The organism is Yinghuangia seranimata (assembly GCF_029953285.1).
GTDB classification, from domain to species: Bacteria; Actinomycetota; Actinomycetes; order Streptomycetales; family Streptomycetaceae; genus Yinghuangia; species Yinghuangia seranimata.
The window spans coordinates 348,243-363,124 of the sequence record NZ_JASAOI010000014.1 but is presented as its reverse complement, the minus strand read 5'-3'; the positions used below and the strand labels follow the sequence as shown (position 1 = coordinate 363,124).

General features: G+C 73.3%; 11 protein-coding genes and 1 pseudogene. 5 read left to right on the top strand and 7 right to left on the bottom strand.

Annotated elements, in window-relative coordinates; all coding sequences use genetic code 11:
- Positions 1–123: 123 nt before the first annotated feature.
- Positions 124–576 (bottom strand): hypothetical protein, encoded by a 453-nt coding sequence (locus QI554_RS11225; RefSeq protein ID WP_281468690.1) that lies wholly within the window; start codon positions 574–576, stop codon positions 124–126.
- A 141-nt stretch (positions 577–717) separates the two neighbouring features.
- Entirely contained in the window at positions 718–948 is a 231-nt protein-coding gene (locus QI554_RS11220) for a hypothetical protein (RefSeq protein ID WP_281468688.1), read from the bottom strand.
- Between the two features lie 712 nt (positions 949–1,660).
- Here QI554_RS11220 and QI554_RS11215 point away from each other — a divergent pair.
- On the top strand, positions 1,661–2,824 hold the full coding sequence (locus QI554_RS11215) for a hypothetical protein (RefSeq protein WP_281468686.1): 1,164 nt from the start codon (positions 1,661–1,663) through the stop codon (positions 2,822–2,824).
- A 463-nt stretch (positions 2,825–3,287) separates the two neighbouring features.
- On the opposite strand, the gene QI554_RS11210 is transcribed toward QI554_RS11215, so the two are convergent.
- The gene (locus tag QI554_RS11210; protein ID WP_281468684.1) at positions 3,288–5,195 is read right to left on the bottom strand and encodes a penicillin-binding transpeptidase domain-containing protein; all 1,908 of its coding nucleotides are present in this window, start codon (positions 5,193–5,195) and stop codon (positions 3,288–3,290) included.
- A gap of 360 nt (positions 5,196–5,555) precedes the next feature.
- On the opposite strand from QI554_RS11210, the gene QI554_RS11205 reads away from it, so the two are divergent.
- Positions 5,556–5,840: a WhiB family transcriptional regulator gene (locus QI554_RS11205; protein ID WP_281468682.1), complete on the top strand. Its 285-nt coding sequence runs from the start codon at positions 5,556–5,558 to the stop codon at positions 5,838–5,840.
- A 145-nt stretch (positions 5,841–5,985) separates the two neighbouring features.
- Here the strand turns inward: QI554_RS11205 and QI554_RS11200 are convergent, their stop codons facing one another.
- The 3 genes from QI554_RS11200 to QI554_RS11190 all read right to left on the bottom strand — a co-directional run bounded on the left by QI554_RS11200 (position 5,986) and on the right by QI554_RS11190 (position 9,729).
- A complete protein-coding gene (locus tag QI554_RS11200) occupies positions 5,986–6,549 on the bottom strand; it encodes a phosphoribosyltransferase family protein (RefSeq protein ID WP_281468680.1) in 564 nt (187 codons plus the stop codon).
- Between the two features lie 91 nt (positions 6,550–6,640).
- Positions 6,641–8,608: a vWA domain-containing protein gene (locus tag QI554_RS11195; RefSeq protein WP_281468678.1), complete on the bottom strand. Its 1,968-nt coding sequence runs from the start codon at positions 8,606–8,608 to the stop codon at positions 6,641–6,643.
- Positions 8,609–8,649: 41 nt separating this feature from the next.
- Complete coding sequence (locus QI554_RS11190; protein WP_281468676.1) at positions 8,650–9,729, bottom strand: AAA family ATPase; 1,080 nt, start codon at positions 9,727–9,729, stop codon at positions 8,650–8,652.
- A gap of 240 nt (positions 9,730–9,969) precedes the next feature.
- Between QI554_RS11190 and QI554_RS43545 the strand changes: the two are divergent.
- Positions 9,970–10,744: pseudogene (locus QI554_RS43545) on the top strand (serine/threonine-protein kinase); the annotation flags it as partial.
- 1,155 nt (positions 10,745–11,899) lie between these two features.
- Entirely contained in the window at positions 11,900–12,118 is a 219-nt protein-coding gene (locus tag QI554_RS11180) for a hypothetical protein (protein WP_281468672.1), read from the top strand.
- A 260-nt stretch (positions 12,119–12,378) separates the two neighbouring features.
- Here QI554_RS11180 and QI554_RS11175 read toward each other — a convergent pair whose 3' ends face one another.
- Positions 12,379–13,419, bottom strand: coding sequence for a DUF2637 domain-containing protein (locus tag QI554_RS11175; protein ID WP_281468670.1), 1,041 nt, complete (start codon positions 13,417–13,419; stop codon positions 12,379–12,381).
- A 407-nt stretch (positions 13,420–13,826) separates the two neighbouring features.
- Between QI554_RS11175 and QI554_RS11170 the strand changes: the two genes are divergently transcribed.
- A complete protein-coding gene (locus QI554_RS11170; RefSeq protein ID WP_281468668.1) occupies positions 13,827–14,876 on the top strand; it encodes a hypothetical protein in 1,050 nt (349 codons plus the stop codon).
- Positions 14,877–14,882 lie beyond the last annotated feature (6 nt).

Below are 14,882 nucleotides of genomic sequence, written 5' to 3'. Positions count from 1 at the left end.
TGACCACCGCGCTGCGGCGTGCGGTCCGGCAGGAACGGCTCTATCAACGCCCACTGGCCATCGGTCAGGCCACCACGAACACCCACATCACATCAAACGACGATCACATTCATCAGACACGGCCTAGGGGCGGCGGGGGACGGCGATCCTCGGGCGGTGTTGCCTGACCGCCCGGTAGTCCTCGCCCGGCAAGGGCGTCAGCATGCGGGCCGGGACGAAGGCCTCCTGGGCGCAGGTGCGCGTCTGGACCTCGCCCGCGTGGGCCACGGCGCCCCAGACCGGCCAGCTGACGCGGGCGCGCCAGGTGCCGTCGCGGTATTGGTGCCAGCTGACCAGCGTCACGTCGAGCTGTTGGCCGTCCGGGAGGCGGAGGCGGACGCGGGGTGGGCGGGCGCGGCGGTGGGGGCGGGCCAGCTCCGGGGTGCTGCGGAGTTCCGGCGGGGCCGGGAAGGACTCTTCGGCCGGTTCCGGGGCCGGGCCCGGGACGCGGGCCTCGGTCGGGTCGCTGATGGCGGGGCGGCCGGTCCCGTGCGCGCTTCGCCGGGTCGTGCCGGCGCCGCTCTTGGTGCTGGTCACCGGCACATTGTGGAACGGGGGTGCCGTGATCCCCGCGGATCTCCGTGGGCCCGGTCATCCCAACCACCCGTGTGGCGCAAGGCGGTTGCGCGGTGCGGGCCCGGCGGGTGTCCGCCGGGCCCGGTGTGGGGGTGGTGCGGGTCAGGACACGACGCGCAGGTCGGGGAGCGACTCGGCGGGGAGGCCGAGCATGGCGGCGAGGTCCTCGACCAGGTGGGCGGCCTGGGCGAGGGTGAGGCGCTCGACGGTCCACTCCTCGGTGGGACGGCCCTCGGCGTCGGTGTGGGGGCCGAAGCGGAGCTCGACGGGGCGCTCGGCGTCGGTCGAGCGCAGGACGGGGACGCGGGCGACCAGGGTCACGTTGTTGGACATTGGTTCTCCGTTCGGTCGTGGCGGATGTGCCCGGAGGCTTTGGACACTTATCGACAACGGAGCCGTCCCTCTTGAGCCGCCACCGAGGTGACACCCGTCACGGTCGGCGGCGGCGCGGAGGCATGGCGGGACCACCGTCGCAGCCGACGGCCCCTGTGTCCACGGTGGCGAATGGGGCGCACGAGGCACGGTGCGTCTGGCCGTGCGCCGGTACTCGGGGCGTCTGCGGGTGAACTGCGGTGCGAGGCGGGAAACCCCCGGCTCGCTACGGCACCGGATGGCGAGTGGGAGCCGGTGTCGGCCGCGCCGGCCGGGGGCGGCTCGGGGCTGCTGACACGGATCACCGCAGGTTGCGGGGTCGGTCGCACGGCTTGTCGGCCCGCGCCCGGCGCGTGGGGTCCGCGTCCTGCGGCCGTGCGCTGCGGTGTGCTCCCGCGGGCGGATTCCGGCCACGACACGCCCGGCCGGCACGCCTCCGCCCGCGCCCCTGCCGCGCTCCCCCGCTGGGCTGATCGGCCGTACGTCAGCCCTTGCGCCACACGGGCGTTGCTCCGGCCCCCGGGTCGCTCGGGGTGCGTCGCGCCCGTCAAGTGAACGGGTTGGTCCGGATCCCGGGTCTGGCCGATCGGGGGTGGCAGGGACCACCATGGAGACGACGATCCGGCGGCGGTCGCGTCGGGCCGGACGTCGTCGGGCCCGGGAGGTTGTAAGCGTGATCGACGCGTGCGAGCCACTCGCACCCGAGGTTGCCGAGCGCCTGCTCGACCTGGCCACCGCTCATCCGGCCGCCACCACACGCGCGGATTTGCTGGCCGTCCTGGTGTGCGTCGAAGTGCCCGAGCAGCTGCGCCCTCGGCTGTCGGTGACACTGGTGGACGCTCTGTCGGTCGCCGATCCGGGGCTCTTCCCCGACCTTGTGCGCACGGCTGCCGGCAGTGCGGCTCCTGCGGTGGTGATGTGGGTACGGGCCTTCGCGGCCACGCCCGGGCCACGGCGTCGCGCGGCGGTCGAGGCGCTGGTGGACGTGGGCGACCCCGACGTCGAGATCGAGCTGCACCAGCTCCTGCGCTCCCCCGACCCCGGCGAACGCGCTGCGGCGACCCGGCTGCGGGCCCGCTGGGTGCGCCGCACGGCGGTTCGGGCCGCCAACGGCGGCAGCCCCGCCGAGGAACGCCTTCCCGGCCTGCTCAACGGCCACGGCCTCGGCCACGCGAACGGGCATGAGCACGGAGCCGGCGAGATCACGGCCGCCGTCGTGGTGCCGGACGACGCCGCGCCGCCCACTCCCGAGGCCGACCCGCCCGCCGTGCCGCCTCCGCTCGGTCCGCCTGACGACCCCTGGCGGCCGACGTACCACGGCATCCTTCGGGTCGTCGGCACCCGCTGGTTCGAGCTGATGCAGCGTCATCCGCCGATCCACGCCACGTCGTTGCCGCCCGAACGGCTCGGCCCGCTGCTCGTGGACCGGCTGCTGGACAGTGCCGTCGCGCAGCAGGCCGACGCCGCTCCCGAACCCGCCCCGCGCGCCGGCCTCACCGGGCGGCGTGTCGAACTGCGCGACTGGCCCGGCGAGATGCCGTCCGAGACCGCGGTCCGCCTGGCCCGCGAGCTGAACGGCGCCTACCTCCCCGACCGTGCGGGCCTCTTCCGCCGCTACCGCCTCGCCCGCCGCGGCGAGGGCCCCGACCTCGCGGTCTCGGCCCAGTCGCTCGCGGAACTCGCCGGCGTCGGCCCACCTGCCGCCGCGGTGAACGAGCTGCTCGGCCCCCTGCTGTCGAACGACCCTTCGGAAAGCGCCGACGCGGCCGCCTTCCTACGCACCGCCCTGGAACAGGCCGCGGCGGCGAAAGCCCACAACGCCTACCCCGGTCACTGACGGTTCCTCGCGGGGCTGCGGCTCCCTGACACGCACAGCGCTCTGGAACAGGTCGCGGCACCAAGGCTCACAACGTACCCCGGTCACCGACCCTGGTTCCCGGCCGGGCGGCGGCGCTCTGACGTGCGCGCCGCGCGGCGAGCGGCGGTTCGGCAGGCGGCGAGCGGTGGCTCGGCAGGCGGTGGGCGGTGGCTCAGCGGTCTTCGCCGGCTGCCACTCGCCAGGCCGGTTAGGCCGCCAGCCCGCCACGCGCCTCGCCGGTGGCCCCAAGCCACACCGCTGTTCGCCCAGCACGCCGGCTTCGCAACCAGCCGCCACATCTCCCCCGCCGGCGTCGCCACCGGCCGCGCCTCACGTCGGCTTCGCCGCCGTTCGCTCGCCGGGTCGGCTGCGCCGCCTTGCGCCTCGACAACGCCGACGGCCCCCGGTGGGTGCACCGGGGGCCGTCGGGTCGGGCTACGTGTTACGGGATGTTGCGGAAGAAGTCGGCCACGATCGGGCCGGCCGCCTTGCCGCCCGATTCGCCGTGCTCGACGAGGACGGCGATCGCGATGTTGTTCTTGAAGGCGATCATCCAGCCGTTGGTGAGCGTCTGGCCGTTCTCGCTGAACTCGGCGGTGCCGGTCTTGGCGCCGACGGTGCCGGGGATGCCGGCGAGGGACGGGGCGGCGGTGCCGCCTGTCGCGACGCTCTGCATCAGGCTCTTGAGCTGGTTCGCGACCTCGGGCGGCAGGCCCTTGCTGGGCAGGCGCTTGAGGGCGGGGTCGCTGACCAGGATCGGCTGGTTGAAGGTGCCGGAGTCGACGGACGCCGCGACCGACGCCATCACCAGCGGGCTGGCCACGACGCGGCCCTGGCCGATCATCGACGCGGCCTTGTCGTTCGGGCTGTTGGCCGGCGGGACCGAGCCGTCGAACGTGGACGCGCCGACGTCCCACTGCTGGCCGATGCCGAACAGGTCGCTCGCCGTCTTGTTGAGCGTGTCGTCCTTGAGCTTGTCGCGCTGGCTGATGAAGCCGGTGTTGCAGGACTGCATGAAGTCCTGCTGGAACGTCGCGTTGGCGATCGGCTTGAGGCCGTCGTAGTTCTTGAACGTCTGCCCGTTGACGACCAGCGTCTCCGAGCACTCGGCCGGGTCGCCGATCTTCATGCCGGCCTGCAGGAGGGCGGCGGAGGTGACGGTCTTGAACGTCGAGCCCGGCGCGTACTGGCCCTCGAAGGCCCGGTTCGAGCCGTTCGGCGGGTTGTTCGCGGCAGCCAGGATCTCGCCGGTGGTGGCGTCGAGGGCGACGATCGCGGCGTTCTTGTCGTTGCTGATCTTGACCGACTTCTCGGCCTGCGACTGCATCTTCGGGTCGATCGTGGTCTTCACGGGCGTGCCCTGCTTGCCCTGGACCTCGGCGAGCACGACCTCGTTGCCGGTCGGCGGCTTGATGGTGACCTTGGCGTTCGCGACGCCGGCGAGCGTCGACTGGTAGCGGGCCTGGAGTCCGGAGGTGCCGACCTGGTCGCCCGGGCCCGCGTTCTCGTAGCCCTTCTTGGCCAGGATCTCCTTGGTGGCCTCGCCGACCGTGCCGATGAGCTGCTGCCCGGCGTCCGCGGCGATCTGCCGGGTGGAGTCGGTGAGCTTGATGCCCGACAGGTTGCGCAGCTTGGGCTGGGCCTGGCTCTCGAAGACGGCCTTGCGCAGCGTGACCACGGAGACCGCGTTGTCCGGCGGGGACGCCGCGACGCGGGCCTTGAGCTTGTCGACGTCGACGCCGCCGAACACCGGGTCGCGCAGAGCCGCGTAGACCGCGTCCGGGTTGGTCATCTTCGACGGCCAGATCTCGATGACGACGACCGGCTGGGCGCCGACGAGCGGCTGGCCGTTGCGGTCGAGGATCGAGGCCCGGTCGAACGACTTGCGGCTGTTCGTGAACTTCGCCCCGTCGACGTACGCGGGGTGCACGATCGTCGACTGCCAGTGCACGAGCGTCTTGCCGTCGCGCTTGAGCACCGGGACGGCCGAGTCGAACTCGACCGGCGTCGGGATGCCCTGCACGGTGATCTTGGAGTGGTACGCGAGGCTGCCCGGCTTGTCGCCGTCGGCCTTGGTGTAGCCCTTGGCCGTGTACTCGGCGCCGCGCAGCTGGATCTGGGCGGCCGCGGCGTCCAGGCCGGCCTTGGCCTTGGTCGGGTCGTCGGTCAGCCCGGAGGCCTTGGCGGTGTCGCCCGCCTGCCAGGCGGCCAGGAAGTCGGAGGCGGTCTGCTGCGACTCGTCCTTCTTGTCGCCGCCACCGCTGTCGCTGCACCCGGAGAGTGCCACCGCGACCACGACGGACAGCGCCACCGGCACCGCCGAAGGAATCCGTCGCCTCTGCCTGCCCACTTGCGCCTCCTGTTGCCGCCCATCGCCGGGTTCCCCCGGCCGTTCGCCCGGCCACCGTATCCAACGCCGCCGCGTGAGAGGTGCGAGGTGCGGCGTCCGCGGGGTCTTGTGACGGACCTGTTGATGTTCTTGTACGACCGCACGTGCGGCCGTGCGAGCGACGGGGCGCGTGGGCGCCGCACATCATCAGCGCGGATGACACGCCGGAAGGCTCCTCATCCTCCCGTACGAAAACTCCTGCCGCTCGGAAACCAATACGAGGACGCGTGCGTCGGATACAGACATGAGGCCGTACGGCACAGGCCTCACGGACAGGATCCGGTTCGGGGAGTGCCGGTCGAGCAGGAGGAGAACGGGGCGATGGGGACCACACGGATCGCCATTCCGACACCGCCGCGGTACGGGTGGCAGGAAGACGCGTCGTGCCGGGGGATGGACGCCGGGTTGTTCTTCGGGGACGACCAGGAGCGGCCAGGCGAGCGGCGGGCGCGGGAGCGGATCGCGAAGAAGATATGCATCAGCTGCCCGGTGCGGCGGCTGTGCCTGGACCACGCGCTGACGGTGCCCGAGCGGCGCGGCGTCTGGGCGGGGATGGGTGAGACGGAGCGCGCCGCACTGTTGCGGGAACGCGAGCACGCCGCCTGAGGGGAGTCAGGCGGCGACAACGCGCGGCGGCACGACCGGGACGGTCCCGGGCGGGCGGCCGCGTGACGAGGGGGACACGGGGGTTCCGGGGGGAGCCGTCCGCGTAGACGCACCAGCGCGGCCGGGCCGGCCAGGGGGTGGCCGGTCAGGCCGGCAGGTCGTCCTCGCCGACCAGTCCGCGCACGTCCAGGTGCTCGCGGACCCGCGGCTCGGTCGCGTCGACGATCACCGCGACGCCGGCCCACTGCGCGCCGGCCTCGGCGACCATGCGCCGCACAGCGTGCGCCTGCGCGCCGGATTCGATCCATTCGTCGACGAGCAGCACCCGGTCGTCCGGGGTGAACAGCCGCCGCGGCGCCATCAGTGTGAGCCCGCCGTCCTGGTACTCGGGCGGCGTTTCCGCGCGCAGCATCGGGTCGTCGGCGTCGCGTTGGGCCTCGCCCGCGATCCGGTACGCCTTGCGCACCTCGACGAAGCCGACGCCGAGGGCGAGCGCGGTGAGCGGGCCGAGCACCAGGCCGCGCGTCTCGATGCCGGCCACCACCGTGGGCTTCCGCGCGCTGTGCAGGTCGGCGAGCGCCGGGCCGAGCAGCCCGAGCAGTTCCGGGTCACGCCACCAGCCGGACAGGTCGGCGAAGACGCCGACCGGCGTGTCCGCCCACGCGAAGGTCTCCGTGAGCCGCTGGACGACCCGCTGACGGTCGGTCACGCCCCCATCCTCCCGCTTTCCTCCCGTTCACCGGGGTGTGCGCCGTGTTCGCCTGCTTCGGCGTCGGCCGATGATCGGGCAAGGGTACCGGTCACACGACGGTGAAGACGGGTCCCCTCGGACGGAACGGCAGTCGGGCGCCTCGCGGTACCAGGAAAGCGTGTTCGCGACGCACCACGACCCGGTCGCAATACCCGTCGGTAATAACGAGGATCGGACCGTCCTGCGGGAAGTCCGGGGCACGCTGCAGGAGATCGACGCCCGGCTGCAGCACCGTGCCGCCGCGCCCGCGCACCCGCACCGTACCGGCGATCTCCTCCACCGGCAGGTAGCCGGCGTCGTAGGCGACCGCGTCGCAGAACACCACGCGGGCCCGCGGCACGTCGCGCGCGCTCGCATAGGAGGCGATGGCGCCGAGCGCCTTGCCGAGCAGTTCGCGGTCCATCGACCCCGAGGTGTCCAGCACGACGCCGAACGTGCACTGCGCGGCGAGCTCTTCGGGCACGTACCGGCCGGGGCGCGGGATGTCCGGGGACGCCGCCTGGCGGCGCGACGCCCGCACGTACGAGCGGCGCGGCTCCGGTGAGCGCACGTGCTCGTCGAACCAGCGCGCCAGCTTGGCGTCCCACGCGAGCGGCGGGTGCTCCAGCGCGCGGATCTCCTCGATCAGCCCGGCCGGCAGCAGTCCGCGGGACGCGTCGTGGTCGTGGTACGCGAGGCCGGTCGACAGCGCGCGCCGGTAGAACGCGTCCAGGTCGACGAACCTCCCCGGCTGCGGCCCGTCCGTTCGCTCCCACGGGGCGGTCGGCGGCGGCCCGGCCTTGCGCGCCTTGCGGTTCTCCGCCCGGGTGGCGCGCCGGTCGGCCGACTGCGGGTCGCACAGCCAGTCCCCCAGCACGTCGCCGGTCTTGCCGCCGTGCGTGCGCCCCGCGACGGTCTCCAGCTTCCGCGCCCGGCGCAGGTCGGTGATCAGCGTGTCGTAGACGGCCTCCGCCGACAGCCCGCTCAGCTGCGGGTCGTACAGCAGTCCCTCGGGCATGTGGCCGACACCCATCTGGACCAGCCAGTCGTTGATGACGAAGTCGCACGCGATGTTGAACAGTTCCGGGTCGCGGCCGTCCAGGCGCCGGTCGTGCCCGAGTGCGGCGTGCAGCATCTCGTGGGCGAGGACGAACCGCCATTCCTGCATGGTCAGCCGGGCGTTCGGGTTGACGTAGATCTCGGCGGCGCGCGGGCTGACCGCCGCGACGGAGATGTCCCACGCCTGCGCGGTCTCGGCGTCCGCGACCACGGTCAGGCCCGCGGCGAGCGCGCCCAGCAGCGGGTACGACGACACGAACCAGTCCAGCGCCCGGTCCCACGGGCCGCGCACGGCCTTGCGCCGGACGCCGCCGGCCTTCGAGGCGGCCGTGGCCATCGCCTCGCTCGCGGCCTCGGCGAGCCCGCGCCCGAACATGACGGGCCAGTCCACCTCCCAGCGCTTGGCCGGGTCCCAGTCGGGCGGCGCGGGGAGCACGGCGAAGCACGGCGCGTTGCCGTTCGCCCCGATGCCGCGCAGGTCCGGCGGCACGCCCTCGTCGGCCCAACGGCGCGCCAGGCTCAGCTCGTCGCCCTCCGGGAGCGACGGCGGATGGGTGAGCGGCCGCCCCACCCTGATCCCCTGCGCGAACCGCTCCACCGCGACGCAGCACGCCACCGCGTACGCCTCCGGCAGCGGCCGCCCAGGGTCGACCCCGGCCTCGCGCAGCCGCTCCTCGGACGCGTGCCCGAGCCCCAGGTGCAGGAGCAGATGGGTGAAGACCCAGGCCCATTCGGCGGGTTCGCCGTCACGGTACGGGTCGACGCGGAAGCCGCCCTGCGAGGAGACCTGCGCCCAGCCCGTGGTGAGCGGCTCGGCGGCCCAGGCCGACTCGGAGGACGCCGAAACGTACGCGCCCGGCGTCTGCACGCCGGCCAGCGCCCGCATCACGGTGCTGCCCCGCAGGATCTCCCACCCGTTGGCGCGCATCTTGTCGCGCCGCGCCGCCTGTTCCGCGGCCTTCTTGTGCTTGTCCGCCATCTGGCTGCCCCCTTTCAGCTCAGCTTCGGCTCGGTTCCGGCTCAGCCGCCGTGCCGGGCGGCGACCAGGCGCGGCATGTCGCGGGCGGCGTCGACGAGGAACCAGCCGGGCAGCTGCGGGTTTCCGTCCTCGTCGTTCGCGATGACCAACTGGGCGATCTCCAGCGAGACCTCGGCCAACTCGACCAGCAGGCTCTTCGCGCGGAACGCGAACTGGCGTACGGCGGGCGACGCGTGGCGCTTGTCGGCGGGCAGTTCCTTGGCCAGCCGGGCGCGGAACGTCTCGGCGAGGAAGTACAGCAGGTCGCGGTCGGCGGGCGCGGCGGGCCAGCGGGCGTCGCCCTTGAGGATGGCGTCCAGGCCGTAGGCGTTGCGGACGGTCTTCATGTAGGCGAGGAAGCCGGAGGCGTGCGCGGGCGTGAGCGTCCCGTACACCAGGAGTTCGACGACGCCGACGCCGCGCTCCCCCCGCACGGTGTCTCCGTACGAGTGAAGCGTGTCGGACAGCATGTGCCAGCTGCGCGGCGTCGAGAACGGCTCCTCGGTCTTCGGCGGCGCGCTCCACAGGTGGTCGGGGCGCTGCGTGAGGTACTCGACGATCCACGGGTGGATGCCCGCGTGCACCGCCCACGTCAGCCAGTCGGCGGCGGACGCGCGCAGGTGGACGTGCACCAGGCGGTTCGCGAGCGCCGACGACATGGGGCGGGCCAGCGCGTTGTCGGTGGCCCGGTTGCCCGCGCCGATCACGACCGAGCCGGCCGGGAGTTCGTACGACCCGATGCGGCGGTCCAGGATGAGCGAGTAGAAGGCCTTCTGGACGTCCGGCGACGCGGCGTTGAGCTCGTCGAGGAAGAGGCAGTACGGCGTGTCGCGGGCGATCGACTCCGGCGGGCAGAACCGGCTGCGCCCGTCCACGATCTGCGGCACGCCGATGAGGTCCTCCGGCGCCAACTGGGTGCCGAGCAGGGACACGCACTCCAGGCCCAGGCCGTCCGCGAACCGGCGCACCATCGACGACTTCCCGATCCCCGGCGCGCCCCACACGAACACCGGCCTGACGACGGCGACATGAAGCAGCACGTCGGGCAGCGCGGCGGGGGTGACGGTCACGGGAGACTGCACGAAGGGGCCCTTCGTCCGGGGGAGGCGGGATCGCCCACAAGGGTGGGCCGCGCGGCCGTACGATGTCACCCGGTTTTGCCGCCCCGCCGCCCTCCGGCGTGCATTACCGCTTGAATCGGCACCAGTCCTCTAACGTGTGTCACGGACGACTGATCAGCCCGGTCGGTCCCGCGCGCCCCGGCACGACCGGTCCGGCCCGGGCCGGACCGGAACGAACCAGGTACTAGGAGAACGCCCTCGATGACGATGGTGCGGCTGCGGCGGCAGGACCCGCGCGTCGTCGGCTCGTACCGGCTGCTGCGCAGGCTCGGCGCGGGCGGCATGGGCGTCGTGTACCTCGGCACCGACCGGCACGGGCGCAAGGTCGCGCTCAAGCTGATCCGGCCCGAGCTCGCCAACAACCCCGAGTTCCGCTCCCGGTTCGCCCGCGAGGTGGCCGCGGCGGCGCGTGTGCGCGGCAACCGTACGGCGCCGCTGGTCGACGCGGACCCGGAGGCGGCGCGGCCGTGGCTGGCCACGGCGTACGTGCCCGGCCCGTCCCTGCAGCGGCGGGTCGGCGAACGCGGGCCGCTCAGCTGCGCCGAGCTGGCGCGCGTCGGCTCCGCGGTCGCGGACGGGCTGGTGTCGGTGCACGCGGCGGGTGTTGTGCACCGCGACGTGAAGCCGTCCAACATCCTTCTGTCGCCCGACGGGCCGCAGATCATCGACTTCGGCATCGCGTACGCCGACGGCGCCGGGACGCTCACGCACACCGGCACCGCGGTCGGCTCCCCCGGCTTCCTCGCGCCCGAACAGGTGCGCGGGCAACCGGTGACGCCGGCGACCGACGTTTTCGCCCTCGGGGTGACGCTCGCGTACGCGGGGCGCGGCAGCTCGCCGTTCGGGTCCGGGCCCGTGGACGCGCTGCTGTACCGCGTCGTCCACGAGGAGCCCGACCTCGAAGGCGTGCCCGCGCCCGCGGTGCCGCTGATCTCGGCCTGCCTCGCCAAGGACCCGCTCATGCGGCCCAGCGCGGAGGAGGTCCGCGACCGGCTCGCCGTCCTGGCCCGCCGCCAGTCCGCCGAACCCGGCGCGGACCCGGGGCCGCGCTCCGGCCCCGTGCGCACCGGCAACGCACAAATGGGGGGCGAGCGCGAAGCGCTCTCGAATATGGGCGGTGGGGGGCGACGGGTGGGATCGGCCAACGCGGCCGCGAAGGCAGGCGGGTTGCTGTCGTCGGGCGACGCGTCGGTACGGGACAGCAACGGGCGGCTGAAGGTCGGCCGCGACGGCGGGCCCGAGGGTGCGGCGGCACGTGACGCGCACAACTCCCGTGAGGGGCACGGCCGCGACGCCGGGACCCGGGACGGCGCGGGCCGCGACGCGTCCCACGGGCGGGACACCCGCGACCACGGGCACGGCGGCGCGAACTCCCGGCACCCCAACAAGGGTCGTCCCCCGGCAGGGCACGTCCCGCGCTCGCGGGGCGGCAGCACGCGGCCGACGTCCGCGCAGGCCCGGCGCCGGCGGGTGCTCGTCCACCAGCTCATCGTGTTCGTGATCGTCACCGCCGTCGTCGCGCTCGCCATCGCGGCGTTCCAGGGCGGCGACGACGACGCGTCGCCGCGCCCGAAGACGGGCGTGTCCGGGGCCCCCGCCGACCCGCTCGGCGCCCTCGCCCCGGCGGCCGCCACCGGCACCGCCGACTGGGCCAACCGCACCTACGCGGACCCGACCGCGGGCGGCGCCTCCGTCACCCTCGTCGGCGGCACCGCGACCGTCGGCGCCGACCGCGTGGACCTCGCCGAGGTCCTCCCGGCCACCTTCCACGGCGAACCGGCCGCCGTCGTCGTCCTGACCCGCACCCCGGGCGCGGGCGGCGCGCCGACCCAGTTCGTCGAGTTCTTCCGCTTCGACGGCGGCACCCCGGCCCCGCTGGGCGTCAAGGCCGTCCCGGTCGACCCGGCCGCCACCGCCACAAAGTGGACCGTCGAACCGGGCGCGATCCTCCGGACGGCGACCATCCCGAACTCCCCACCGGTGGTGAGCCGCTACACCGTCCGCCCGGACGGCACCCTGAACTGACGACGGATCGCGAGTCCGACGGGGACAAGTCACGCCGGTTCCCGACGAAGCTGACGGGGCCGACGTGGCTCTGACGCGGCTGACGGAGAGTCGGACGCCGCGCCGTGTGCCTGGAGCCACCGCCGCGCGACCGATCGACGTGCCGTCGGCGTGCGTTCCCAACCACGCGAAGTCGCGCCTGGCCGGCACCACGCGGGACCTGGTCGCCGCGCCCGACGCCATCGTCGGCGGCAGCGCGCTCCGCGCAGACGGCGTAGAACCGGCCGTCCAACGCCCCCGCGCGCGGCGCCGCCCCACCCTGCGCCTCACGCGCGAAGCGCCGTGACCGTGTGCACAGTTCACCGCTGGGCGGCGAACGCGTCTGTAGTGAGCCGCGCGTACACGTGCGCCTCACGGGAGTTGCGGGCGTCGCGACCCGCGGTGCCCCCAAAGCTTCATCACGGCATGCGCGGTCAGCCCGTCGCGGGGCCCACGCCTCGTCGGCGCGGCCTTAGCCCATCAGCACCGGGCCCCACGTCAGAAACGCCGCAGGGCGCCGCGCTCCCTTGCGGGAGGCGGCGCCCTGCGGGCGGAACCGGGGGAACGTCAGCCGAACTGGCGTTCCAGGTCCTTCAGTTTGCGCTCCAGCGAGTCGAGGCGCGGGAGCGTCATGGTGTCGTCTTCGGCGGTGAGGTCGATAGTGCCCTCGGACGCCGCGGGAAGGGCAGGACGGCTCGTGCTGTGGGTGCCGGGGCCGGAAGTCGCATTCTCAGCTATGGCCGGCTCCGAAACAGCTTCGGAGCCCCCACCTCCCGGCAGCGCAGCGATCTCCTGGCGGGGGCCACGGCCCCAGTGGCGGCCGTCGCCGCGGCTGATGGCCTTGAGCTGCGCGCGCTCGCGGCGGCTCTGCAGGCGGCGGCGCTCGCGGTTGTCGAGCTTGGCGCGGCGGTCCTCGCGGACCTCCTCGACGGCCTCGTCCAGCGTGCGGACGTTCTCCAGCAGCATGAGCGACCAGGCCGCGTACGTCTCACGAGGCGCTCGCAGCCAGCGGACGATGCGGATCTGCGGCAGCGGACGCGGCACGAGGCCCTGCTCGCGCAGCGCGGCCCGGCGGGTCTGCTTCAGCGCGCGGTCGAACAGCACCGCCGCCGAGAGCGACATGCCGGCGAAGAACTGCGGGGCGCCGGCGTGGCCCATGCCGCGAGGCGCGTGCACCCAGTTGAACCACGCCGAGGCACCGGCGAACGTCCAGACGAGGATGCGGGAGCCGAGGGCCGCGTCACCGTGGCTGGCCTCGCGCACGGCGAGGACGGAGCAGAACATGGCCGCGCCGTCGAGGCCGAGCGGCACGAGGTACTCCCAGCCGTCGGTCAGGCCGAGGTTCTCACGGCCGAAGCCCATGAGGCCGCGGAAGGAGAGCGCGGCGGCGACGGCGGCACAGCAGAAGAGCAGCGTGTACGACGCGACGCCGTACCAGAGCTCCTTGCGCCGGCGGCGGTCCTGATCGCGCTCCCAGGTGTCGTCGGTGGACAACCCGTTGGCGTCGCGCTTGTTGCGCATCACCAGGTAGCCGACGAGCGACATCAGCAAGACCAGTTCGACCAGGCCGACGACGGCCCAGGCCAGGGGTACACCCATGATCTTCATGAAGTGGTACTGCCTCACTTCCCATGCCTGGTCCTGACAACGGACGCCGATCCGTGCCCGAGCCGGAGCGAATCGACGCGCGCCGGACCGGAGTTCGGAGCGTTCCCTGCGCGCCGGATGCCCCCCTCGTACGGCGCCCTATCTTGGCGGAAAATCCGCTCCGCGTATCCCGAACGGCGGAACAACCCCTGAGTGGGTGAACCGCAGGTCACTCACAAGGGCTTGCCATTGGACGGGGGCACGGCGATGGGACGGTCCGAAACCGGTGCGGTCGAGAATCTCGACCGCCCGACGATACAGCCGTTCGGGTGATCCGTGCGAAGCCGCATCGCGTCCTGAGCGAAATCCTGTGCGAAAAACAGATGACAGCTGTGTATCGAAGGCTGAACCCTTGTCGCACAACGGACATGACGGACGGTCATCAGTCGATGAGGAGACAAGGCATCAGCGGACACGACGACGGCGCGGTGCGGCTGCACCGGCGCACGGTGCGGCTCGACGGGCGCGACTACACGGTGTTGGGGCTGCGGCCCGGCACAACCGAGCGGTTCGCGGTGAACCGCTTCCACGAGACGTGGCACGTCGTGACACATACGGCTGGGGCGCGTTTGCTCGGACGGCTCTTGTGGGGCATGGCGTACCAGCGGCGGCCGAACACCATTGTGGTCGTGGACCGTCCGTTTCTGGACGCGAACCCGTTCGATGCCGAGCCTTCGCTTCCGATCGTGATCGCGCCGGGCGACACGGCCCCGTTCGGCGACCGCGCGGCACGGGAGTTGCGGCGGATGCTGCCGCTGACCGGACGCCCGTCGGAAGGCGGCGTGACACTGCGCGCCCACGGCCTGCCGTCGACACCCGAGGCGGCCCACGCGTGGTTCGACGGCCGCCACCGCGAATGGCACGGTTGGAAGCAACGCCGGTTCCGCCCCACGATCGAGGTCCGGTCGGGCCTCCTCGTACTGCCGGGAACCGCCCGGAAACTCCAGGAATGGGCCGTGGAGATCGGCAGGCTGACGGCGACGCACCAGCGGCCGATGGACTACGAGTTCGTCAACGAGGACTACAGCCTCGAGGTCCAGGTCTTCGCCGCCTACCGCGACATGGTGACGGCCGCCCGGCTGGCCCGCGAGCAGGTGGTGAACGAACCGCGCCCGATCCCCGCCCCGGTGCCGCGTGCGACGCCGGGAGGCGACGCGGGCCGGAAGCCGGGTCGGACCGTCGGCGCCGAACGGGCCGTGGCGGCCCGGGCGGACGAGCAGGCCGCCCGCGAGCCGGCCCCGGCCCCCCACGCCCCGCCGCTCGACCCCGCGGAGCTGAACCTTCTCGTCTGGGAGCGGAGCGACCGCGTCCACCGGCGAATGCGGCTGAACCGGACGAAGCGCTACACCCGGAAGGCGTCTTCCGGGCGCGGCGCTTCGTCTTCGCCCTCGTCTTCGCCCTCGTCTTCGTCGTCCTGAGCGGCG